We start from the raw sequence: 22958 nt of genomic DNA on the forward strand, positions 1-22958 counted from the left end.
CTATTAAAAACGGCAACTGGCAGATTGGGCTTATGTAGTGGTTAAACCAATTGATTTGAATGTCCTCTAAAAGACATAACAAACAAATTTAAACACTGAAAACCATGAAAAAGTACATCTTAGCAATCGCCGTTTTAGCAACACTTTCTGTTGGAAATTCTTTCGCGCAGCGCGCTTATCAAAATGGAAAACCTGATTACAATGCTCCAAGAGATAACGCCTATGAAGAATTTCAGATCAATAAGCTTGACAATATTGTAAAGCTTAGCCGTAAACAGGAAAACAAGATCAAGAAAATTGAAAACCGCTATGACAGAATAATGGCCAACAGCAGAGGTCGTAATTACAAGGAGCTTGAATGGGAAAAACAAAAAGAGATCATATCTGTATTGACTCCGGTTCAACGCCAACGCTGGATGGCTTATCAAAACAACCACAACTCCGGTCGTTTTAACCGCCGTGGCTAAAATTTAATAACCCGTTAAGAATGTCCGCTTTCAAACTGAAATATGTTCGAAAGCGGACATTTTTTGTTTACATCAAAAACACAAATAGCTGATTATCAATAACTAAAAATTACAACAAAACCCTGGCACAAATTTGTAAAGTCTAGAAAGATTCCGCTTTATAAAATCAGCAGCCATGATTAAAAACTATCTGATCACATCTTTTCGCAACCTTCGCCGTAACTGGAACTTCACGGTTATCAACGTGACCGGGCTTACGCTTGGTCTGGCCTGTTGCGTTTTGATCTTCTTTGCCGTTCGTTTTGAGCTTAGTTTCGACAATCATCATCAAGACGGTGATCGTATTTATCGTTTTGTCAACCGGAATAAAGAGCAGGGAGAAAAAGGTTATGCTGTCGGCGCTCCGCTTCCAGTGTTGGCCGCTTTACGAAATGATTTTCCGGAAATCAGAAATACCGTAACCAACACCTATGCATCAAAAGAGATGCTTATCTCCGTTGGCGATGGTGAAAAGCGGAAGAAATTTATAGATCCGATCAATTCTGTCTCGTTTATTGATCCTGAGTATTTCAACATTTTTGATTACAAATGGCTAAAAGGCAGTCCGGCAAGTAGTTTGAGCAATCCGGGATCGGTCGTACTCAGCACCGATCAGGCCAAGAAATACTTCGGAGATGCCGATCCTATGGGAAAAACGATCCGGGTTAACAATAAGATGAACTTCGTTGTTAGTGGCATTATCGACAATCCTCCTGCTACCACAAGTTTTCCTTTTACGGTCATGCTTTCGTATTCGTCCCTGAAAGAATATGGAACGCATACCAACTGGGATGACTGGCAATCGACTTATGGCGGTGGTCAGATTTATATGAAACTTCCCGAATCTGTCAGCAAAAGCCAGATGGAAAAACAGCTGACGGCTTTCGCTAAAAAATATCGCGACCCGAAAGACGCTGCTGGCAACGACTGGATTCTTCAACCCCTGCATGATATTCATTTTGCTACCAATACCCAAAACTACGCAGGTCGCTCCATAAGCAAAGGAATGATCTGGTCGATGATTCTTGTCGGCAGTTTTATTCTGATAACCGCTTGCGTAAACTTTGTAAACCTGGCAACTGCCCAGGCGCTGCGCCGTGCCCGCGAAGTAGGCGTAAGAAAAGTACTTGGCAGTACCCGGGGACAGTTACTCCGTCAGTATTTTTCAGAGACAGGGATCATTACCACACTTTCCGTTGTGCTGGCGCTTGTTATCGCACAAATTTCGCTGCCGTATGTTTCACAAATTCTTAACGTAAAGTCCGAGGGAACATTCTTTATCACAGATCCGGTGATCATGGGATTTCTGGTACTTTTATGTGTTTTAACAACGATTTTATCCGGTTTTTATCCTGCATTAATCGTTTCAGGTTATCAGCCTATTCTGGCACTAAAAGGAAAAGTAGGCAAATCAGGAAGTCAGCAATCCAATTTGAGACGGGGACTTATTGTTCTTCAATTTACGATTTCTCAGGTTGTTTTGATTGGTACCATCATTGCTTACAGTCAGATGAAATATTTCCGGACACTTGACCTCGGTTTTCAAAAAGATGAAATCATTAACATTCCACTACCTGAACAAAAAGATGGAAAACTTGAAAATCTGCAAACAAAATTAAAGTCAGTTCCCGGTTTGAAGTCTATCAGTTTCAGTGCTTTCACTCCCATGTCCAAAAGTAACTGGCAGACGGGTTTTAAATATGAAAATGATGAAGACTTCCTCGCCTTCGAAATTGTCATGCGCCCGGCCGATACTTCTTATATCAACACTTACGGACTGACTTTGCTGGCGGGAAGAACATACCTGCCGGCGGATACTATGCGGGAATATGTTATCAATGAAGCATTTGTTAAAAAGCTTGGCTTTAAAAATCCACAGGATGCGATCGGCAAAAGAATGACCATTGGTGGCAGTGAAAACAAATTACCGATTGTCGGGGTGGTGAAGAACTTCAATACTTATAGTCTGCACAGAGAAATTGTTCCATGTGTGCTTACGACAGCACGTGACCAATATGGCACGCTTGGTATAAAACTCGCAGCAAATGCAACCGGGGAACAACTATCGCAAATTGAAAAAGCCTGGACGGAAACTTTCCCGGACTACATGTTCAAATACACATACCTCGATCAGACACTGAACAGTTTTTATGAGAAGGAAGAACAGCTTTTTTCTCTTTTCCGGATTCTGACGGGGATTGCAATTTTTATCGGCTGTCTGGGACTTTATGGTGTAGTTGCCTTCATGGCCGAATCCAGGACGAAAGAAATGGGAATCAGAAAAGCGATTGGCGCTTCGGCCTTCAATATTTTTGGTTTGTTTTCCGGAGACTTTGTTAAACTGGTACTTGTAGCGCTTGTGCTGGCCTCCCCCATCGCCTGGTATACCATGAACGACTGGCTTAAAGATTATACCTACCGAATAGAAATAACCTGGTGGATTTTTGCTCTGGCCGGTTTTATGGCCGTTATCATCGCACTGATCACAATAAGTTTCCAAAGTGTAAAAGCCGCACTGATGAATCCGGTGAAGGCTTTGCGGAGTGAATGATAAGCTGAATAATCGAAAGAATGAGACGAGGTATGGGAAAGGTCATTCCGCATACCTCGTTTTTTAATGTCTGATCAACCGGTAACGAACAAAATAATCAGCAAATAGTAAAATGCTCAGAGCAAACATAGCAATTGGATAAATGACCGGCAAAACAACGATGCGTAAAGAAAAAGAAGCCAATATGTTGTTTGTCTCCCGCAAAACATCCGGCGTAGCTTCTACCGCGGTATCGGATTGACCTGTAACACAGAATCCGATAACCAACAACACCGTCGCCGCGACCAGATACCAAGCCTTCCTGCTGATAATCGGCTCTTCCGATTTTTTCTCCGACATAGCAATCTGGGCCATGATCGCTTTTTGAAACAACGGCGACGGGCTTTCAGGTTGAAGTTTCAGCAAAATGGTTTCTAAAACAGCCTCTCTTTCAAGTGCCAGTTCCGCTTCAATTTGTATATTTTTCATCACCATGCCAGTAAAACCAGGACTGGTTTTGTCCGGTCCGGCATGCTGAATCAGTTTTCCAAAAATATCTTCCTTATCCATTTCCATAGTCATTTCAAATCTCGGGGCATAGATTCACAATAAAAAACGAAGTTCTGCTTCCAGTATTTTCCTTGCCCTAAACAACTTAACCTTGATATTAGACGAAGACAACCCCGTAATTTCCTCAATCTCTTTCACAGTATTTTCATTCATATAAAAAAGCGTTATCAACAAACCTTCCATTTCCGGTAATTTTGAAATTGCCTGTTTGATGAATCTGCTTTGCTCCTGCGCATGCATATGCTCCATCTGCGGAACAGCATGGTCGTATGAAAAGTTGTCCCCGGTTTCCTCATCAATTGAAAACGCCGGTACCCCGTTTTTCTGCAATCTGGTAATTGAAGTTCGGTAAACAATTGTATACAACCAGGTCGAAAATTTCGATTTCCCTTCAAATCTGTGAAGCTGCTGATAGGCCTTAATAAAACTTTCCTGGGCGGCATCCTCGGCGTCTTCCGCATTTCGCATGATCTTCATGGCAATGGTATAGGCCATATCCTTGTACCGCTCAACAAGAAATGTGTAAGAAGCCAGATCTCCTCTTTTAACTTTATCAATATAAACCTGGTCTTCTGTATTTTTCATTCTTGTACATGACTGCCTGATGGGTGTTAGACCAGGCATAAGCCACTCTGGTTACAAAAATCGCTGAAAATTTTTCTTTCAATAAATTTAAACATTTTTTGTAACCTTCGGGCTGGTACATTGGTCTTATGCAGTATAAGTTCAATTTAAACAACTGAAACAAGATGAGTGGAGTATTCGCAGGTGCCATAATTGCCCTGGCTGGCTTTGCCGGGATTTTCGGAATTGTATACGTATTCCTGATGACACGATACAAAGAACGTATAGCCATGATAGAAAGAGGTGTTGACGCCTCAATATTTGTAGATCAGAACAAATCAATTTCTCCTACTCTTAAATTCGGTATGCTGTTTGTCGGCATTGCGCTCGGCATTATTATTGGTGACGTACTGCACGAATTCTACGATTTAAGTAAAGGACCTGCATTTTTATCAATGATATTCCTTTTTGGCGGTTTAAGTCTGATCATTAATTTTATTATTGAAAGAAAACTGGCGGATAAATAGTTAACGTCTGCAAAACAATCATCAGGCAAGAGCGCCACTCACATATCTATCGCGCCACTTATCACGAATTAAAAAACCTTTCACCAAGTACCTTGCAAAACATAGTACCTTGATATACCTTTGTTATGTTGATACTTTTTAGGAAGACGTTCTGACAAAGATTTCAACATTGTAATTGAGCATACAAATACCCGATGTGGCCGAAAAATTCAAAATTTCGGAGAAGACTTCCTATGCCTTAAAAATCTGTTAGCCATAAATTTAACTGCCATGAAACTTAAATCTATCCTATTTTTCCAGATGCTCATGTTGAGTATTTTGTTTTGTACACCGAAAAAAATCTGGGCTCAAAATGCCCCCGAAGGTCGAAAGATCACCGGCTCCATTGCCGATTCTGTTTCCCTGAAAAAGCTCGACTTTATTACTGTTAACCTAATGACCGACAAAAACACGGTGATTAAAGTCGATTACAGCAAGACTGACGGGACCTTTACATTTTCGGGTTTGAAACCGCTGAAATATCAGGTAGTGATTGTGGGTGTCGGATACAAAGACAAAATGCTAACCGCCGACCTCAGCGACTCGACTAAACAAGCCGTTAACCTGGAAAACATTCTTGTAAGTCCTGCTACGGTAGGTCTGAAAGAAGTGAAAATCACAGCGACAAAACCGGTGGTAACCCAGGAAGTAGACCGCATCTCCTACGACATGCAGGCCGATCCGGAAAGCAAGGTTTTTAGCGTGCTGGACATGATGCGCAAGGTTCCATTGCTTTCTGTGGACGCTGACAATACGGTTTTTCTAAAGGGAAACAGTGATTTTAAAATCCTGATCAACGGCAAACCTTCAAGTATGATGGAAAGAAGTTACAAAGAAGTGCTTCGCAGTATGCCTGCATCGTCTATTGAACGTATTGAGGTCATTACCACGCCACCAGCCAAATATGATGCCGAAGGATTGGCCGGTATTATCAACATTATCACAAACAAAAAAATTGACAATGGGTATAACGGATCGTTGAATGTAAACGAACGTTTTCCAACAGGTGGTCCGGGATTTGGAGGTTCGGTATCAGCCAAATTCGGAAAATTAGGTATGTCAGCATTTGGGGGGGCCAGCGTCTATAATACACCCGCAACGACCAACTCCACATCACGTAACACCTTCGGAAATGACCCGACCAGTCTGCTCCAAAACGGAACGAATAAATCTGACAACAAAAAGAACGCTTATCTGGGATACGAGATCACTTATGAGCTAGACAGTCTTAATTTGATTTCCGGCCAGTTTAATATCAATGGAAACGATTTTAAAATAATTAATACGCAAAAAAGCATTCTGACCGGTACAGAAGAAATTTTGCAAAAGTATATGCTGCGAAATACCAATGATGGAAATGGCAGAGGTGTAGACGCGGCTGTGAATTATCAAAAGGGATTTAAAGCCGACAAAAACAGATTGCTTACTTTCTCCTACCGCTACTTTTCATTCAGCAATAAATCGAACAACAACCTGGCATTTGACGACCGGGTGAATTATGACATTGCAGATTATAAACAGCTTAATGACGAGCGCTTTTCGGAACAAACTTTCCAGGTTGATTACGTTTACCCTTTAAAAAAATTAAACATTGAGGCAGGATTGAAAGCCATTCTCAGAGATAATAAAAGTGATTTTCAAAACTGGACTTACAATGATGAAAGAGACCAGTATGAAATTCAACCTGGCATGGGAAATAAATTCAGAAATGGACAGGATGTTTTCGGCGCTTACAATACTTATCAGTACAACATAAAAAAATGGAGTTTCAAAGCCGGTGCCCGGATCGAGCAAACAGTGATAAACATAGATTTTATTTCAACAGATTCGAAGGTGCGACGGAATTATTTCAACGTAATTCCTTCGGTTTCTGTCAACAGAAAACTTAAAGGAAACAGCGCTTTAAATTTGGGTTATACCCAAAGAATCCAGCGTCCGGGCATTTCCCGGCTAAACCCCTTCGTTGACAAGTCCAATCCAAACTTTGAACGTACCGGCAACCCGAATCTTCGTCCGGCGAACGTGAATGATATTCAGCTTGGATACAACTGGTCTAAGAAAACCTCAATCAATTTCGGACTTAGTTATTCTTTTTTCAAAGATCTGATTTTCCCGGTTTCTGTCTATGACTCAACAACCAATATCACCCGGACTTCCTACGGTAATACCGGCAGTGCAAAACTTCCTCAGGCAAACCTGAATATCAACTACCCGATAACAAAAAAATGGAATTTCAGCACGAATTTAAGGGTTGCTTATGGCATGGTACAAGGACTGGTCAATAATGTTCTGATAAAAAATGAAGGACTTATGTATCAATTTTCCGCTTCAACAGGCTACCGTTTTGAAAAAGAATGGCGGGTCAACGCAAATCTGAATGCAAACGGACCCAGCGTAAGTTTGCAAGGCACCTCAAATTCCATGGTTAGCTCCTCATTCAGCGTCAATAAGGATATCGTGAAAGATAAGTTATCGCTCTCCGCTTCGGTCAGCAATCCGTTTACCAAATTCAGACGTAATCATAATGAATCATTTGGCCCGGATTTTACCCAGAACAATGACCGTCAGGACTATTTCCGATCGTTCAATTTCAGTGTAAACTATAAATTTGGCAAGCTGAAAGATGCGATCAGGAAGAACAAAAGAGGTATTAGAAATGACGATGTACAAAGCGGGAGTTAGCAGACGGTTTTTGTAGAGATAATTCAATTGAGATGCAAGTCGGATAATTTGTATTCTGACTTACATCTCAATTGAATTATCTTTAAAGATGAGCAAAATACACACCACTATTCATGATCATTTCATTCGTGCGATCCGGTCCGACAAGCGCATTGCGATTGATTATTTTGAAAATTACCTCCCGTCGTATGTTTCCGATAAGCTGGATTTTTCAACACTTACGCAAATCACCGACACTTACCTATCTGAGCAACTTCGAAAATCCATTTCCGATATTGTTTATGTTTGTAAAAAAAAGGACAGCAAAGAACATATAAAAATCTGCTTGCTGATTGAACACAAAAGCTACCCTGATCAATACACTCCTATTCAGATCGGCGGTTATATTTTTTCAGGATTGCAAAAACAGATTGAGAATAAAGAAGAACTTTCCATGATAATTCCAGTATTGCTCTATCATGGAAAAGGAAAATGGAAATACCAGACGTTGTCATCCACGTTCAAAAAATTAGAGCCTGCCTGGCGTCATTATCTTCCTGATTTTGATTATGTTTACAACAATCTTGGAGACATTGCTGACGAACAGGTTGAAATTCTTAACAACAAATTTTTGGTTGCCTCGTTACTCGCTTTAAAACATAGCTTTCACAAAGATTGGTTAGAAATTAATGCCCAACGGATTCTGATTCTTGCGCAGGAAGCTTCGGAAAAATTGCAAAAGAATCTGATCATTTATTTGTTCAGTAACAGCTCATTGCAGGAAAAACAAATTTTAGAAATAATAGAATCATTGCCCATAGTATTAAAAGAAACGATCATGAGCACGCTGGATATTTTTATTGAGAAAGGGATTGAAAGAGGAAAAACAGATATCGTTAAAAACCTTCTCTTAAATACAGATTTCTCAACGTCAAAAATCGCGGCGCTCACCGGCGTTTCAGAGGCTTTAGTCAACAATGTCAAAGCTATTGTTGATGCCAAGAAATGAGTTTAGGCTACATATCTTCGCTTGTCCAACACTGACCAAAACTGTCTCATTCGGACAGTTTTGTTACTTTATACCGGCATAAAAACCTCATTACAAGTCAATTAATTTTCAGGCATAGACTTGGTATCATATTCAGGATCAGTCGTTCATACCGGACTTGCCGTTGATATTGCAACGTGTATCACAATTTACCCTCTTTCATCTTTGCTAATGTTGCTTCGAAAGAACCCGTTGGATGCCCGGTTACTTTCTGAACTTCAACTGCTTTGGTTTGCCACTCGATCGCTTCATTCCTTCTTTCAAGTTTGTACAGAATATGTGCGTAGGTATCCAGGTACGCTGCGTTTCCTAGCCTCATGGGATGTTGCTTATTTTTAGTCAGCTCGTCAAACCAGGCCATCGATAACTGCGACCATTGTAAGGCATTTTCAAGATCTTCCTTTTTTCTAGCCATTTCATAAAAGTGCCAGGCGTGTTCATTCAGCTCGATATGGAAAAATTGTGACGGAGCAGTAAAACCAACTCTTTGTATTGACACTTCCTTAGAAGGCGTCTCCTTGGGAAATGGCTGATTACGAAACTCCTTTTCATCCATTTTTAAAAGGGAATCAACTGTAAGCCGCTGATGAACCTGCCCTAAAAATCTCCGGGTTTCCAGAAAATACCTTGAAGTATCTTTTACAAAATAGAAATAACGCAAAATACTTCGGTTAAAAGCAAGCATCCCTTTCGTAATATCAGGCATATAGGAGTTCGCGGAAAATCTGCTAACGGTATACGCCAACTCACGATCTTTCTTATCCACAGCCTTCTTGAATGAAGTATTAATGATGGCATTGTTCATCGCAACTGCCTCACTAAAAGGAACTGTTCTGTAAATACTGTCCATCAAAGTCTTGGGAGCAACAGCTTGAATACTCTTGTAGGCTTTGCTCTCCAGCGAAGGGCCTTGGGCGTAAATATATCTGATCGTATTATAGTTTTTCAGGGAGTCCGCAGGTAGCAAGGTAATATATTCGTCCAAAAGATCCTCAACAGAAAGAGAGCTTTGTTTTCGCTTCACGATATACTCTTTCAAAAACGGCAAAGATCTTTGTCCTCCCTCATATTCTTTTATAAATTGGTCCAGCTGTTTTCCTCCGCGTCTGCTCAATGCAATATCTGCTTGTTCGGCATAAATAAAACCGGCGCTCGTAGAACCCTCATAACGATGTAAAATATTTCCCTGCGGATCTACAAATAAAGAAACAAGAGAACCCTTAATCCCGAATTTCTCTGTAAGTTTTTTACCTGCTTCCGTTTCAACGTTGACGCGAAGCGAAATAAAATTGACAGCAAATTTCTCCCTCAAAACTCCTGAATTAAAGCCCTGGGAAGCAACTTCATTACATTGCTGGCATTTGTTGCCTTCCAAATGAATAAAAATCAGCTTGTTTTCAGCCTTTGCTTTTTTGGCAGCCTGTTCCCAGGTCAGCTCCGGTTCGAAGATAATCTGACTAAAAGAGGGTGAAGAAATCATTAATAGAAGGAGGAAAATTACAGGTCTCATTGGCTTTTATGATTGGTGATGTTTATCCAAATGTAACCTGTAAAAGTCAGATATGTAACCGTACCTAAATAATTTAATCGTTAATTATTATACCGTTAAAAGTGCAGCCCAATGAACAAGTATCGGGCCGCACTTTCCGGCATTCAAAATCAAATTGGAGAACCTGCCGGCATGGTTGCTGGCGGTGTCGGTTTAAATTTATCGGGATCTGATTCGAACTGACTGATTTGCAATAAACTGAATAAAATATCTCCTTTCAACTTTACATCCGTCGTATTTTTCTGTGAGATCATCCAGGTTTTCAAGGTATCAATTTCTCCCAAAACAGTCGCACGGACGTTGTCAGAGGCTGCGGTATTGGCAGCCAGTCCAAGCAGATTTTTGAGATAAACCTTACGAACCATGCTTTGTAAATCACCCTGATAACCCGGTATCGGAGCAGACTTCCAGATTTGTTCGTTTAATTTGTCCAAAACGCCAATTAAGCCGGGCTGTTGGACATCCCTGCCATTAAATTCCAAAAGCCGGGCAGCTCTTTCCGGATCCAGAAGCAACGAAATACAGTCCCCTGCTAATGATTCAGCGGCGCCAACCGGATCAAAAGTAATGCCAGTATACCCTTTAAAATTTTCTTGGGTTTTGGAATATCCGATGGGATAAGGCGGCAATGATTTAATGAGTTTTTCCGGAATGGCCAATTCGGCCGGGGTTATTGCCGAAAGAATTGCATTCAATGCTTTTTCCTGCTCTTTGGGATCCAGCATTTCGGTCACAGGCTGGCCGTCTCCTCGTAATCCGTAACGATAATTCATGCCCCCGAGGAGATAAGAGGTGGCCAGAAGCTGATAACGATGCAGGAGATAAAGAGGCACCAGAACTTCCTCCAAAGTTGCCATAGGCGCACCGACCGGAATTGCCTTTTCCGAGAAACCAGCGAGTACCCTTTTCCGTATTTCCATTAATCGTAACAATTCGGCGCTGGCGTCGGCAGTGTTATCCCAATGCGCTGATTGCGGATGTACGCCCAGATCAAACATGAAAATCTGCCCCTGCCTGATCGATTCCTGCATAATTTTTTCCAGAGCTGCCTTTTCGTTTTCACCTTTTTTAAATTCAGCATAACCCCACAAAATGGACCGTTTGTCATAAACACCGATACCCTTGGTGTAAGCCTCGGAAACATCAATCGTCCCGTCTTTTTTCAGCGTCACTTTCGGGAAAGGATAATCGGTTACAGAAGACCTGTCGTTGCTGCTCGACATATGATTGTGATAAAGACCAAGCGTGTGGCCTACCTCGTGTGCAGCCAGCTGCCTGATCCGTGCCATAGCCTGATCAACTGCTTTTTGTGGAGCCGTTTTATCCTCACCATAAGGCTGTGTTAACCCTTGTAAAATCAGAAAATCCTGCCTTTCCCGCATCGAACCAAGCGTCACCTGCCCTTTGATTATCTCTCCGGTTCGCGGATCGAAAATCCCGATTCCGTTTGAATAGCCACGGGTCGGACGATGAACCCAGTTGATAATGCTGTAACGGATATCCATCGGATCGGCTCCTTCAGGCAATTCTTTCACCTGAAAGGCATTGATAAAGCCCGCAGCTTCAAACGCCTGATTCCACCATGAAGCACCTTCGATCAGCGCTTTTTTGATCCCGGCAGGTGCACCTCTGTCGACATAATAGATGATTGGTTTTACGGCTTCACTTTTCTCCGCGCCGGGATTTTTCTTTTCAAGGCGCCACCGTCTGATGTATTTTTTAACAATCGGCTGTTCTATGGAAGCTGCAAAATCAAAGTAATCCATGGAGTTATAACCCGAACGCGGATCAAATTCCCGTTTTTTGTAATTGTTATCCGGCAGTTCGATAAAAGAATGATGATTGCGCAGTGTAATCGAATTGGGATCCGGAGCTTTTGGCGCAGTTCCGGGCCCGCCACTAAAATAACTCCGCTCATTACCACCCGCGCCCGAGAAAGTCAGCAATGCCTCAAATTCCGTATTCTTTGGAAAACTCTTGGTATTGGCGATTGCAACGGCTGATCTTGTTTCATCAACCCGGTACATGTTGGCAGGCGCTGCCGGACGAAATCCAGTACCGCCAAGACGTTCCCCAGCCTTTTGGCTGTCGCGAAGCAGGAAACCGGTTAAGTCAACCAGTACTTTCCCGTCTTCCTTCACCTCGGGCTTAAAAGCCCAGATAATGGATTGTGGAAATGACTCAGCCACCGATTTCCTTTCCTCGATGTTATCCGTGTCTGCCCTGTAATCGTAATTAGGCAAAGTCAAAAAAACTTTTGGCCCCACCATTATAAATTTCACGATGCGGTATCCTCCCACGGTTCCTCTGTCCCCCGCCCCACCGCCGCCACTTGGCATCGAATTGACATATAAAAATTCCTGATCAAACATTTTGTCAGGAATTTCAAGAAAAACTCTGCCGTCTTTTTCGTCATAGTAAAAATTGAAGTAACCTTCATTTTTTTTCATCCCGGCCGTTTTAGCTGATATCGTTTGCGCCTGAACAGGTTTGTTTTGCGCTGCTAAATTGGCGTTGGGTGATACATTCTGGGCAAAGGAATAACCATGGACGGAGAGCACTGCTGCCGCCACAAGCGTATGTATTTTCATATCCTGGATGTTCTGACTGGATGGAAAGATAAAGGCGGGCAGGTATCCTGAAATTTGAGATCAATTCCACGACTTATCCTGGCCCGCCATTGTATTTTAAACCGATATTACAACAAACTTCACAACGGAGTTTTCCGACAGAAACGCGCAGCGATCACGGAACCTACACCTGATATTTCGTTATTGCCCATCGCCAGTGTGCGTTTGCGAGCAGCCCATAAAGTCCATGAGTCCCATAATCGGAGCCCCAGGAGGCATATCCAAAACTGAGGCCGGTTCAAACTTGTTTGGATTTTTCCCAAATTCATCAATTTGCGAAAGTCCGAACAGCAGGTTCGCTTTTTGCTTCGGCGCTGCACTGCCCAGCTTTCCTTTCATCCAGTCGCCCAGTTCGCTTACTTTTAAAAGCGCCTCACCACGAACACTTTCCGGTGCTTTGGAATCCGCCGCAAGTCGCAACAGGTATTTCAGCGAAAGGTTATTCACCAATGTCTGAAGCTCACCCTTATACCCTGTAACAACCGGCGCTTTCCAGGTGCTTTCCAGGATTTTATCGATCACCGGCATAAGGCCAGGCTGTTTTTCATCCCTTGCATTGTACTCGATCAAGCGGGCAGCACGCTCAGGATTAAGCAAGTACGACAAAGTGGTACCGGCGGCAGTCTCCGCAGCAGCAATAGGATCAAATGTTGGCCCCGTATGTCCTGAAAAAGTTTCCAGACTGGCCGGATAACCCGACGGGCGAGGCGGGATTTTTTTAATCAAAGCCTCAGGCAAAGCAAGCGCCTCCGGCGAAATCGTTCCCAACAAAGATTCCAGCGCTCTCCACTGTTCTTTGGGTTCAACCATCCGGGTTATCACCTGCCCGTCATTTTTAACAGCATGGGTAAAGTACAAGCCACCTACGGATTTGGCAACGGCCTCTACCTGATAACGATGCAGCAAATAAACCGGTACTAAAACCTCTTCGATCGTAGCCATCGGCTCTCCTTTTTGAATGGCTTTTTCGGAGAAATTGTCAAGTACTTTTCTCCGCACGGCCATGATATTGGTCATCTGATCGATTGGGTTTGCGCCATCGTCCCACTGGTGAGAGGTAGGATGTGCATTTCCGCCAATATCAGGGATGTAGATGAAGCCCTGTTTTAATGTTTCCTGCATGATTTTCTCCAATCCTTCCTCCTCATTCACGCCTTTTGGAAATTCGGTATATCCCCACATCACAGCACGTTTATCCCAGCTTCCAATCCCTTTGGCATAAGAATCGGAGATATCTACCGTGCCGTCTGCCTTCAAAGAAAATTTAGGAAAAGGATAATCCATAACCGAAGCTCTGTCTTTCGGACTGGCTGCAAAGTTGTGGTTAAAGCCCAGTGTATGACCAATTTCGTGCGCAGAAAGTTGTCGCACACGCGCAAGGGCAAGCTCCTGCATCGCTTTGGGAACTGGTTTACCATCCTCATATGGCTGCAACAAACCTTCGGCAATAAGATAATCCTGACGGTGACGGTCAGAACCAAGTGTGACTACCCCTTTGATAATTTCACCCGTACGCGGATCGATGTAAGAAGAACCGTACGAGAAACCGCGCGGACTGCCATTGCGGTTCACCCAGTTGACCACGTTGTAACGGATATCCATTGGGTCAGCGCCCTCAGGAAGCTCCTTTACCTGAAATGCGTTTTTAAAACCTGCGGCCTCAAAAGCCTCATTCCAGAAAGCGCCGCCTTCGATAAGCGCCGTTTTCACAGGTCCGGGTGCGCCTCGATCAATATAATAAACAATGGGTTTAACCGCCTCACTCGGCGCCGAACCCGGATTTTTCTTTTCAAGACGGTGACGGCGAATAAACTTTTTAACGATCGGTTCATTCATTGGCGCCGAAAAATCCATATAACTGAACATCCCAAAAGCCGAGCGCGTATCAAACTTCCGCGTTTTGAAATTAGCGTCCGGAAGTTCCACAAAAGACTGGTGCATGTTCACGGTCACTGCGCTAGGATCGGGAGCTATTCCCGGTCCGCCACCAAAAAATCCGGTATTCGGATTCCCGCCGGTAAAAGTAATCAACGCTTCAAATTCCGTATTTTTGGGGAAATTTTTGGTGTTATCAAGATATAAAACCGAACGTGTTTCGTCTACCCGATACGTTCCACCACCACCAGCCGGCTGCGGAACGGCAACAGGCCCGGCCGCTCTCCTTACTCCCAAACGCGAAGCAATGTTCTGGCTGTCGCGGATAATGAAAGGGGTCAGATCTACCAGAATTTTATCCCCCTCGATAGCAGCCGGAACAAAACCCCAGATCACCGATTTGGCAAACGCATTTTCAACCGCTTTCTTCTCGTCAGGATTTTGGGTGATAGCCCGGTAGCTGTAAACCGGTTCAACCAATAATACTTTCGAACCTACTTTGACAAACTTCGCGATGGCCGACGAGGCCTGTCCGCGTTCAGGACCACCGCTTCCGACACCATCGGTTAAAGAAGAGAAATATAGAAATTCCTTGTCGAGTTTATCCACTTCCAGAAATACCTTCCCCGTTTTTTCGTCGTAGTAAAAATTAAAAAAGCCTTCGTATTTCTTCAATCCCTGGGTTAATGCCGAAATACTTGTCGCAGGCGTCACCGCTTGCCGGGCCGGTGCAGCGCCTCCGGAAGGCTGATTTTGCGCATAAGAAACAGAACCCGCAGCCAGTAAGACGGCCAGTGTATTAAAACTTAATTTCATAGTACAGGAGTTATTTTGTCAATAATTTCGAAATTTTATTTTACTAATTCGGCGTTAAGAAGAAAAATTTCAGAACGCAGATCTCCGGTTTTATTCAGCATCAGCTTCCCCCGAAGTTTCACCGGCTTATCTGTATAACTTAATTCCCTGCCCATTTTCACCTCCACCATCGAGGGAACGTCTCCCTGTCCGCAGTACGGACACTGATCCATGGGTACCACGGCGAGCATAAATTCTGAATGATTCAGGTCGGCGTTAATCGGGATGATGTAACCGGGAAGCTCAACAATTTTGTTCTGCAAAGCTTCCAGCCTGGCAGGAAATGCCGGCACCATTTTGAAATCCTTATTCTTCTTATACGTTCTTTCTGCAATCAGCTTCCAGGTATTGTTCATCAACGGAATGTGCGTCGGTGGCTGCGCTTTTAAAACCGCAGCAGAAGCCAAAAAGAGAAAAAGGAGAACCACTTTTTTCAGTAACATAACCTAACCTTTTGAAATCGTTTTTGAAATATCGGCCCGGTAAGCCTGGATTGCCGGCAAAATGGACGCCAGAATTCCAATAAAAAACCCGGCAGCAATAAGATACAGCTCTTCCGGCATAAAGTAAAACCCGGTCAATCTGGCCTGGGGTGAATCCTGAAAACGGCCAATGAGATCCAGGCAGATATGCCCGGCTAGCATGCCCAGCACGGATCCGATGGTGGTAAGCATCACACCTTCCAGCAGGATGATATTAAAAATCCTGAACTGGGAAGCCCCCGTTACCCGCATGACGGCCAGGTCATACATCCGCTCTTTCAGGGAATTATACAAACTCACAAAAACACTGACCGCCGCAATAAACATCAGGGTAAACGCAAACCACTCCGCAGTTTCAACCCCGATCCCTATCAGTGAAAACAAGCGCGCACTTTCCTTTGCCGGAGACGCGGCCTGCATGGATGTCGATTTGTTGACCAGCATTGGAAAAAGTACAATCGACATACGCGAACGGTACTGAATCAGCAGCGACGTAATTTCTCTTTTACCTATATCGTCACTTGCATGATCACCGCTTTCCATTCCGTGCATTTTCCAGATACTTTCAACGCCTGTCAGCACGAGGTTATCCGTGGCATTTCCGGTTGGGGCTAACACGCCTGTAATCAGATTCTGGCTTCCCTCGTGAATATCTTGGTCTGAACTTAACCCGTGCGAGCCATGAAATTTATCGCCGATTTTCAGTTTTTTAACCCGCGCAACCTCTGAACCGATTACCACATCAAAATCATTTTTCCAGAACTTCCCCTCCGCCAACTTTAAATGATACAGATTTATAAAACTGGTATCCGTACCTACGATTCGGAAACCGGCATAATTATCACCCAAAGCCAGTGGCACGGCGCGTTTGACCATCGGATTCCGGGATAAATGCTGCGCATCTTCCAGCGAAATGTTCCCGGTCGGAAAATCGATAAAATAAATACTGCTCAAAATCAGCTGCAACGGACTCCCCTTTGCGCCAACGACCAGATCTATCCCCCGTGCATTTCCTTTCAGTTTTTCACCGGCTTGCGTGAAACCGAGTAGCAGCAAAGTCAGCATACCTGTCCCAAACGCGATTAACAACACATTCAAAAAGAATGTTAACCGATTAAACAGCAAGCTTTTCCAACTGATCTGAATCGAATTCATCTGTGATTATAACCTATATTCTTTTGAAAAAGCCTCTTTCACCCGCTCATCGTGTGTGGATACAACGAGCGTTGACCCACCGGCGACGGAAAGTTTCAGCAGCAAATTGATTACAGCTTTTGCATTTTTATTATCCAGGCTCGAAGTCGGTTCATCCGCAATCAGCAACGAAGGTTTGTTTAAAACCGCCCTCGCAATGGATGCCCGCTGCAACTGCCCCTGGCTAAGCTCTCCGGGATAGCTATTGATTTTTTGGACAATATCAAGCTCCGTCAAAACTTCATCGATTCTCCCCGGATCTTTTTTAAGCCCGGCAAACTGTTGCGCGATCGTCAGATTTTCTTTCACTGTCAGACTCCTGATCAGGTGTGGCTGCTGAAAAACCAGCCCGATATGTATACCACGAAATTGATCCAGTGCCCGGTTTGAAAGCTTATACAAATTCGTTTCATTGATAAAAACCTCACCCGATGTCGGTTTTTTAATTCCGGTCAGCATATGGAGCAGCGTCGTTTTTCCACTCCCGGATTCTCCCAAAAGCAGCCATTGCTCCCCTTTACGGATATTCCAATCCGGAAAAGAGAGCTTAGTCGCTGCATTGTACTGATGTGAAAGTGATCTGATTTCAAGCATAAATTTTCTTGGCTGTCGGCCGTCAGTAATCGGCTTTGCGCTATCGCCGACGGCTGACAGCCCAAGTTATTTCCCCGTCTCCCTTACCGTTGGATATTTTATTCCCAATTGTTCAAGATAAGTCGGATATTTTGACGGATCGTAATAGTACTTTTTCATTTCGGGGCGAAACTCCTGCATGATTTTTTCGTTCAGGTGAATAGCCGGTTTATCTGTTTTTGAGATCAACGGCGTATATTTCACGTCCTTCGTCTGCACGTCCGTAAAATATGTTTTTGCATTTTTCAAGACTTCCGGTTTTACAAAAAAATCCAGCAAAGTCATTGCTTCCACTTTGGCGCCCGCTGTCACGCCCTTATGTGCAATAGGTGTAGCCATCGCAATCGCGTTGGCCCAATGATGACCGGGAAGCCCGGGAATGTTGGCCGGATATCTTAACACGATCGTTGGCAAATTCCAGGAAATATCGGCGATATCATCAGAACCACCACCGCCCGAACCTGAAGTTGCAGTAGGCTTGGCCAAGGGGCTCAATGTCGTCGCGAGTCCGTTAGTTTCCAGTGCGCCGCCTTCCGGATTTTCCATTTCTTTCTGCGCTGCTTTTGCAAGAATCTGATCGTCTTCTGTCCATTTTGGCAGTCCCACCGCTTTGATATTTTCATACATAACCTCTGCCATCGGTTGGTTAAAATGTCCCGGCCATGCGCTTCCCAAAACTTCATAAGTCATTTTGGTGTCCGTCATCTGTGCCGCGCCCTCAGCGATTTTTATTCCGTCCTTATACATCTGCATAATTTTCGGATAGGTCCGCTCACGGAAATAATACCAGACCGACGCCCTGGAAGGAACCACATTCGGCTGATCACCACCATCCTTAATCACATAATGCGACCGCTGCGTGGTTTCCATATGCTCACGGTGGTAATTCCAGGCAATATTGGTAAGCTCCACGGCATCCAGTGCACTCTTGCCGCGCCAAGGTGCAGCACCCGCGTGAGAAGCCTGTCCTTCAAAACTGAAAAGAGCCGAAACCATACCATTATTCCCTGGATCTCCGTAAGACACGCTCATGTTGTTGGCGACGTGCGTAAAAATACAAGCGTCCACATCCTTGAAATAACCGTCACGGACGTAGTAAGCCTTTGTCCCTAATTGTTCTTCGGCAACCCCAGGCCACAACATGATCGTACCCGGAATTTTCTCACGTTCCATCACTTTTTTCAAGGCGAGCACGGCAGTAATGTTTAACGGCTGACCGGAATTATGGCCTTCTCCATGGCCGGGAGCACCTTCAATGATTGGATCGTGATAGGAAACACCGGGTTTTTGCGAAGCTTTGGGAATACAATCGATATCACTTCCCACCGCAATAACAGGTTTTCCGGAGCCCCATGTAGCCGTCCACGCCGTGGGAACTCCGGAGATACCCTGTTGAATGGTAAAACCGTTTTTCTGTAAAATGTCTGTGAGATATTTCGAAGTTTCCGTCTCCTGAAAACCCAGTTCGCCAAAACTGAAAACCATATCAACCATCTCCTGCGTAAATTTTTGCTGCTTGTCGATTTCCTTTGTCAGCTCGGTTTTCAGCGCATCAATTTTTGCGGGAGTCATTTTGGTTTGCGCAGAAACCGGAGCAGACATAGCTAAAAAGGCGCTGAGAAAACAACCGAGACCGAAAAGGGCGATCGGCTTTCGGCGGTCGGCCGTCGGTGCTGCTGAACGGAAGCCGAGTGTTGATAGCAGATTTTGCGCGGGCATTTTTATAGGAGTTTTTGAGTTCATATTTTTTGCTGTCGGCTTTTAGCAATCGGCTGTCAGTTTTTTGGTTAACCAGACTTTCTACCGACGTGCCTTATGTTTTTTACTTGAACCTTAAAATAGATTTTGCCACCACTGTCCGTTCGCTTTGTAAAAGCCGATCACTGACAGCCGATAGCCAAAGTCATTTCCCCGTTCCCGCAGAATTCACTTCCCTTGTCGTCGTTGGGTATTTGATTCCAAGCTGTTCCAGATAAGTCGGATATTTTGAAGGATCATAATAATACTTTTTCATTTCCGGCCTGAATTCCTCCATGATCTTTTTGTTCAGCTGAATGGCCGGCTTATCCGTTTTCGAGATCAGCGGGATATATTTTGTATCCTTCGTTTGTACCTCGTTAAAATAAGTCCAGGCATTTTTCAATATTTCCGGTTTTACAAAAAGATCCAGCAAAGTCATTGCTTCCGCTTTGGCTCCCGCCGTAACCCCTTTGTGTGCAATCGGCGTTGCCATCGAAATCGCATTGGCCCAATGGTGACCAGGCAACCCCGGAATGTTGGACGGATAACCGAGCACAATCGTTGGCAGATTCCAGGAAATGTCCGCAATATCGTCCGATCCTCCCCCACCTGCCGACGGTGTTGCAGCCGGTTTCCTGAGCACTCCCAACGTTGTCGCTAACCCCTCATTTCCTTTGCCTTCATCCGTTGGGCTCTGCATTTCTTTCTGAGCTGCTTTTGCCAGCGTCTGATCCTCTTCACTCCATTTTGGCAAACCTACCATTTTGATATTTTCATACATCGCCTCTGCAATAGGCTGATTAAAATGTCCCGGCCAGGCACTTCCCAACACTTCATACGTCATTTTTGTGTCCGTCATTTTTGCTGCCGCCTCGGCAATTTTGATCCCGTCCTTATACATCTGCATAATTTTCGGATAGGAACGTTCACGGAAATAATACCAGACAGAAGCCTTGGATGGAACCACATTCGGCTGATCGCCTCCATCTGTTACCACATAATGCGAGCGCTGTGTTGGCTCCATATGTTCGCGGTGGTAATTCCAGCCAATATTCATCAGCTCCACAGCATCCAACGCACTTCTCCCACGCCATGGCGCTCCGCCCGCATGAGAAGCCTGTCCTTCAAACTTGAACTGGACAGAAATCATACCCGTCATCCCACCATCTCCATAAGCCGTACCCAGATTACTGCTCACGTGCGTAAAAATACAGGCATCCACATCCTTGAAATAGCCGTCACGCACGAAATAGGCTTTCGTAGCGAGTTGTTCCTCCGCTACACCCGGCCATAGCATAATCGTACCCGGAATTTTCTCCCGTTCCATGATTTTTTTCAAAGCCAGAACCGCCGTAACATTCAGCGGCTGGCCCGAGTTATGCCCTTCACCATGTCCCGGCGCACCTTCCACAATCGGGTCATGATAAGACACGCCCGGTTTCTGAGAAGCTTTCGGAATGCAGTCAATATCACTACCCACGGCAATAACAGGTTTTCCGGAACCCCAGGTTGCCGTCCAGGCAGTCGGAACTCCGGAAATACCTTCCTTGATTGTAAATCCGTTCTTCTTTAAAATATCGGTTAAGTAACGTGACGTTTCCACCTCCTGAAAACCAAGTTCTCCAAAGCTGAAAATCATATCCACCATTTCCTGGGAAAACTTTTTCTGCCCGTCGATTTCTTTGGCAAGTTCTGTTTTCAAAGCATCAATTTTGGCCGGCGTCATTTTCGTTTGCGCCGTCACTAATTGTGTGCTCAATGCAAAAGTCCCGGCAAGGCATATCCCCTTTGCGATTAAACTTTTGTACCGAAAAAATCTGTTTCCATTCTTTTTCATTTCATAACAGATTAAAGGTTAATTATTAATTGTTAGTTGTTAATTGTCAATTCTCAGGTGCTCAGGTTTTACATCAATTCAAACCAAAGACGTTTATTAGATCCACACAGATCTCTCGAATAATTTAAAAGAACAGAGCACACAGTTTGCAGCCTGAAAACACCAAACTGCAAACTATATACGCAACACATTGTTAATTGTTAATCGCACCGGCGACCCGGAATTAACCATTAATTAAATCAGCTTATTTGTTGAAAGTTCTGCATTCGGTATAGGGAAAATATATTCCGGCTGTGTAGGTGCAACGGCTGGCGAAGATAACCCTCCGCTTCCCTTCGCAGGAATCGTCAGCAGGTTCCGAAGCAGGTCATTCGACCGTAATCCCTCTCCCAGAAATTCGATCCGCCTTTCAATCCAAATTGTCTTAACAAGCGCATCTGCTGTTGCAATATCCGCATCCGGAAAAACATAAGCAGCATCCGAGCGGTTACGAACGGCTTTCAGCAAAGCCACTGCCTTTGTTAAATCACCCGTTTTTGCTGCCGCTTCGGCGTAGTTAAGCAGTACTTCGGCATAACGTATCAACGGCACATAGTCGAGTGCAGGATTGGTCTGGTTGTACTTTTTCAAATAAGTCACCCCACCGGCCACACGGGTAAAATTCGTTTTCCGCGCATCCGTGGCAGACCAGGTTTTATCACCAAGAATCCCCGACGCATTCAGGTTATATTCCAGGTTGAGATTGTACGTATAAGCCAGTGAATTTTGTCCTGCAACGATATTCAAGACCGTCATGGGCATCGAGAAAATAGATTCTGTGGTCGTATAATCCGTCATAAACGGCGTAGCTACATTGGCCTGCAACGTATTCTTCACACCTGTTGGAGCTGAAAAAGGGGCAGCATCGGAAACCAGTTTTTTAGCCTCGGTAATCACTTTTTCGTAATCACCCATGGTTAGATAAACTCTCGTTTTAAATGCCCTTGCCGTGTTTTTATGTGCACGCGTAGTATTCAACAGCGCAGTGCTGTAAGTCAGCGGCAGCCCGGCTTCGGCTTCTTCCAGATCTTTCAGTATCTGCGTGTAAACCTCCGCAACGGTACTACGGGCAAGATCGTTATTGGCTGGCGTAGTCTCACCTTTCAGCCTCAGCGGAACCCCTTTGGAAGCACCTTTGTCCTTCGCATAAGGCTGCCCGTACCGGGTAATAAGTCCAAAATAACAAAACGCCCTGACAAACTTCGCCTCTGCCAGGTATTGTGCCGCGAGTGCTGCATCCACGGCTGTCGGATGCGCTGCCAGTCCGTCGATAATCAGGTTGGCCGAGTTGATCGCCGTGTAGGAAGATCCCCACGCAGAAGATGCGTCATTGGATCCGGACGTTACGGTGTGGCTCCATGCATCATAACCAGTAAAAACATTTTGCGTGCGGTTGATAAATTCTTCTCCGCGGATATCCGCCAGCATCAGATATCTCCCGCCGTACAGATCACCGATTTTCATAGCCGTGTAAATGCCGTTCACCTGCCCCAAGACCCTTTCAGGTGTATCAAAAAGAAAGGCATCCTGCAACTGGATATTGGGAACCGGATTTAGCAGCTTGTTTTCATCACAGGAGCTTAGTGCCAGCCCGAGTGGCAACGCCAGATAGGCCGCCTTACGCACCCAATGTTTTGCTGATTTTATATTGATTTCTTTCATCTTTCAATTGATTTAAA

16 protein-coding genes are annotated in these 22958 nt (G+C 44.4%); 5 read left to right on the forward strand and 11 right to left on the reverse strand.

Features of this window, described 5'->3' with window-relative positions:
- Window positions 1–104 precede the first annotated feature (104 nt).
- On the forward strand, window positions 105–467 hold the full coding sequence (locus tag M1L62_RS07480; RefSeq protein ID WP_254412409.1) for a hypothetical protein: 363 nt from the start codon (window positions 105–107) through the stop codon (window positions 465–467).
- Between the two features lie 175 nt (window positions 468–642).
- Window positions 643–3057 (forward strand): ABC transporter permease, encoded by a 2415-nt coding sequence (locus M1L62_RS07485; RefSeq protein ID WP_254412410.1) that lies wholly within the window; start codon window positions 643–645, stop codon window positions 3055–3057.
- Between the two features lie 63 nt (window positions 3058–3120).
- Here the strand turns inward: M1L62_RS07485 and M1L62_RS07490 are convergent, their stop codons facing one another.
- Both M1L62_RS07490 and M1L62_RS07495 read right to left on the reverse strand, forming a co-directional pair.
- Window positions 3121–3606, reverse strand: a complete 486-nt coding sequence (locus M1L62_RS07490; protein WP_254412411.1) for a hypothetical protein — start codon at window positions 3604–3606, stop codon at window positions 3121–3123.
- 33 nt (window positions 3607–3639) lie between these two features.
- A complete protein-coding gene (locus M1L62_RS07495) occupies window positions 3640–4191 on the reverse strand; it encodes an RNA polymerase sigma factor (protein ID WP_254412412.1) in 552 nt (183 codons plus the stop codon).
- Between the two features lie 164 nt (window positions 4192–4355).
- Here M1L62_RS07495 and M1L62_RS07500 point away from each other — a divergent pair, with 164 nt between their 5' ends.
- The 3 genes from M1L62_RS07500 (at window position 4356) to M1L62_RS07510 (ending at window position 8406) form a co-directional block, all read left to right on the forward strand.
- The gene (locus M1L62_RS07500) at window positions 4356–4697 is read left to right on the forward strand and encodes a DUF6249 domain-containing protein (protein ID WP_254412413.1); all 342 of its coding nucleotides are present in this window, start codon (window positions 4356–4358) and stop codon (window positions 4695–4697) included.
- Window positions 4698–4967: 270 nt separating this feature from the next.
- On the forward strand, window positions 4968–7418 hold the full coding sequence (locus tag M1L62_RS07505) for an outer membrane beta-barrel family protein (RefSeq protein WP_254412414.1): 2451 nt from the start codon (window positions 4968–4970) through the stop codon (window positions 7416–7418).
- 88 nt (window positions 7419–7506) lie between these two features.
- On the forward strand, window positions 7507–8406 hold the full coding sequence (locus M1L62_RS07510) for an Rpn family recombination-promoting nuclease/putative transposase (protein ID WP_254412415.1): 900 nt from the start codon (window positions 7507–7509) through the stop codon (window positions 8404–8406).
- Window positions 8407–8587: 181 nt separating this feature from the next.
- Here the strand turns inward: M1L62_RS07510 and M1L62_RS07515 are convergent, their stop codons facing one another.
- From M1L62_RS07515 to M1L62_RS07555, 9 genes are all read right to left on the reverse strand, one after another.
- Window positions 8588–9955, reverse strand: coding sequence for a hypothetical protein (locus M1L62_RS07515; RefSeq protein ID WP_254412416.1), 1368 nt, complete (start codon window positions 9953–9955; stop codon window positions 8588–8590).
- A 149-nt stretch (window positions 9956–10104) separates the two neighbouring features.
- Window positions 10105–12585 carry a zinc-dependent metalloprotease gene (locus tag M1L62_RS07520; protein ID WP_254412417.1) on the reverse strand — a complete coding sequence of 827 codons (2481 nt, stop codon included), beginning with the start codon at window positions 12583–12585 and terminating at the stop codon, window positions 10105–10107.
- A gap of 180 nt (window positions 12586–12765) precedes the next feature.
- On the reverse strand, window positions 12766–15315 hold the full coding sequence (locus M1L62_RS07525) for a zinc-dependent metalloprotease (protein ID WP_254412418.1): 2550 nt from the start codon (window positions 15313–15315) through the stop codon (window positions 12766–12768).
- Between the two features lie 35 nt (window positions 15316–15350).
- Window positions 15351–15797 carry a DUF3299 domain-containing protein gene (locus M1L62_RS07530; RefSeq protein ID WP_254412419.1) on the reverse strand — a complete coding sequence of 149 codons (447 nt, stop codon included), beginning with the start codon at window positions 15795–15797 and terminating at the stop codon, window positions 15351–15353.
- A gap of 3 nt (window positions 15798–15800) precedes the next feature.
- The gene (locus M1L62_RS07535; RefSeq protein ID WP_254412420.1) at window positions 15801–16991 is read right to left on the reverse strand and encodes an ABC transporter permease; all 1191 of its coding nucleotides are present in this window, start codon (window positions 16989–16991) and stop codon (window positions 15801–15803) included.
- Window positions 16992–16997: 6 nt separating this feature from the next.
- Entirely contained in the window at window positions 16998–17624 is a 627-nt protein-coding gene (locus tag M1L62_RS07540) for an ABC transporter ATP-binding protein (RefSeq protein WP_254412421.1), read from the reverse strand.
- 66 nt (window positions 17625–17690) lie between these two features.
- Window positions 17691–19265 carry an amidohydrolase gene (locus tag M1L62_RS07545; protein WP_374760298.1) on the reverse strand — a complete coding sequence of 525 codons (1575 nt, stop codon included), beginning with the start codon at window positions 19263–19265 and terminating at the stop codon, window positions 17691–17693.
- Window positions 19266–19566: 301 nt separating this feature from the next.
- Window positions 19567–21129: an amidohydrolase gene (locus M1L62_RS07550; protein ID WP_254412728.1), complete on the reverse strand. Its 1563-nt coding sequence runs from the start codon at window positions 21127–21129 to the stop codon at window positions 19567–19569.
- Window positions 21130–21474: 345 nt separating this feature from the next.
- Entirely contained in the window at window positions 21475–22941 is a 1467-nt protein-coding gene (locus tag M1L62_RS07555) for a RagB/SusD family nutrient uptake outer membrane protein (protein ID WP_254412422.1), read from the reverse strand.
- Between the last annotated feature and the right edge of the window lie 17 nt (window positions 22942–22958).

Source organism: Dyadobacter diqingensis (assembly GCF_024220585.1).
In the GTDB taxonomy this organism is placed as follows: domain Bacteria; phylum Bacteroidota; class Bacteroidia; order Cytophagales; family Spirosomataceae; genus Dyadobacter; species Dyadobacter diqingensis.

Excerpts from the sequence above, each read along its gene's own strand:
- M1L62_RS07480 (WP_254412409.1), top strand. The coding sequence starts at position 105 with ATGAAAAAGTACATCTTAGCAATCGCCGTTTTAGCAACACTTTCTGTT.
- M1L62_RS07485 (WP_254412410.1), top strand. The coding sequence starts at position 643 with ATGATTAAAAACTATCTGATCACATCTTTTCGCAACCTTCGCCGTAAC.
- M1L62_RS07490 (WP_254412411.1), bottom strand. The coding sequence starts at position 3,606 with ATGGATAAGGAAGATATTTTTGGAAAACTGATTCAGCATGCCGGACCG.
- M1L62_RS07495 (WP_254412412.1), bottom strand. The coding sequence starts at position 4,191 with ATGAAAAATACAGAAGACCAGGTTTATATTGATAAAGTTAAAAGAGGA.
- M1L62_RS07500 (WP_254412413.1), top strand. The coding sequence starts at position 4,356 with ATGAGTGGAGTATTCGCAGGTGCCATAATTGCCCTGGCTGGCTTTGCC.
- M1L62_RS07505 (WP_254412414.1), top strand. The coding sequence starts at position 4,968 with ATGAAACTTAAATCTATCCTATTTTTCCAGATGCTCATGTTGAGTATT.
- M1L62_RS07510 (WP_254412415.1), top strand. The coding sequence starts at position 7,507 with ATGAGCAAAATACACACCACTATTCATGATCATTTCATTCGTGCGATC.
- M1L62_RS07515 (WP_254412416.1), bottom strand. The coding sequence starts at position 9,955 with ATGAGACCTGTAATTTTCCTCCTTCTATTAATGATTTCTTCACCCTCT.
- M1L62_RS07520 (WP_254412417.1), bottom strand. The coding sequence starts at position 12,585 with ATGAAAATACATACGCTTGTGGCGGCAGCAGTGCTCTCCGTCCATGGT.
- M1L62_RS07525 (WP_254412418.1), bottom strand. The coding sequence starts at position 15,315 with ATGAAATTAAGTTTTAATACACTGGCCGTCTTACTGGCTGCGGGTTCT.
- M1L62_RS07530 (WP_254412419.1), bottom strand. The coding sequence starts at position 15,797 with ATGTTACTGAAAAAAGTGGTTCTCCTTTTTCTCTTTTTGGCTTCTGCT.
- M1L62_RS07535 (WP_254412420.1), bottom strand. The coding sequence starts at position 16,991 with ATGAATTCGATTCAGATCAGTTGGAAAAGCTTGCTGTTTAATCGGTTA.
- M1L62_RS07540 (WP_254412421.1), bottom strand. The coding sequence starts at position 17,624 with ATGCTTGAAATCAGATCACTTTCACATCAGTACAATGCAGCGACTAAG.
- M1L62_RS07545 (WP_374760298.1), bottom strand. The coding sequence starts at position 19,265 with ATGTCTGCTCCGGTTTCTGCGCAAACCAAAATGACTCCCGCAAAAATT.
- M1L62_RS07550 (WP_254412728.1), bottom strand. The coding sequence starts at position 21,129 with ATGACGCCGGCCAAAATTGATGCTTTGAAAACAGAACTTGCCAAAGAA.
- M1L62_RS07555 (WP_254412422.1), bottom strand. The coding sequence starts at position 22,941 with ATGAAAGAAATCAATATAAAATCAGCAAAACATTGGGTGCGTAAGGCG.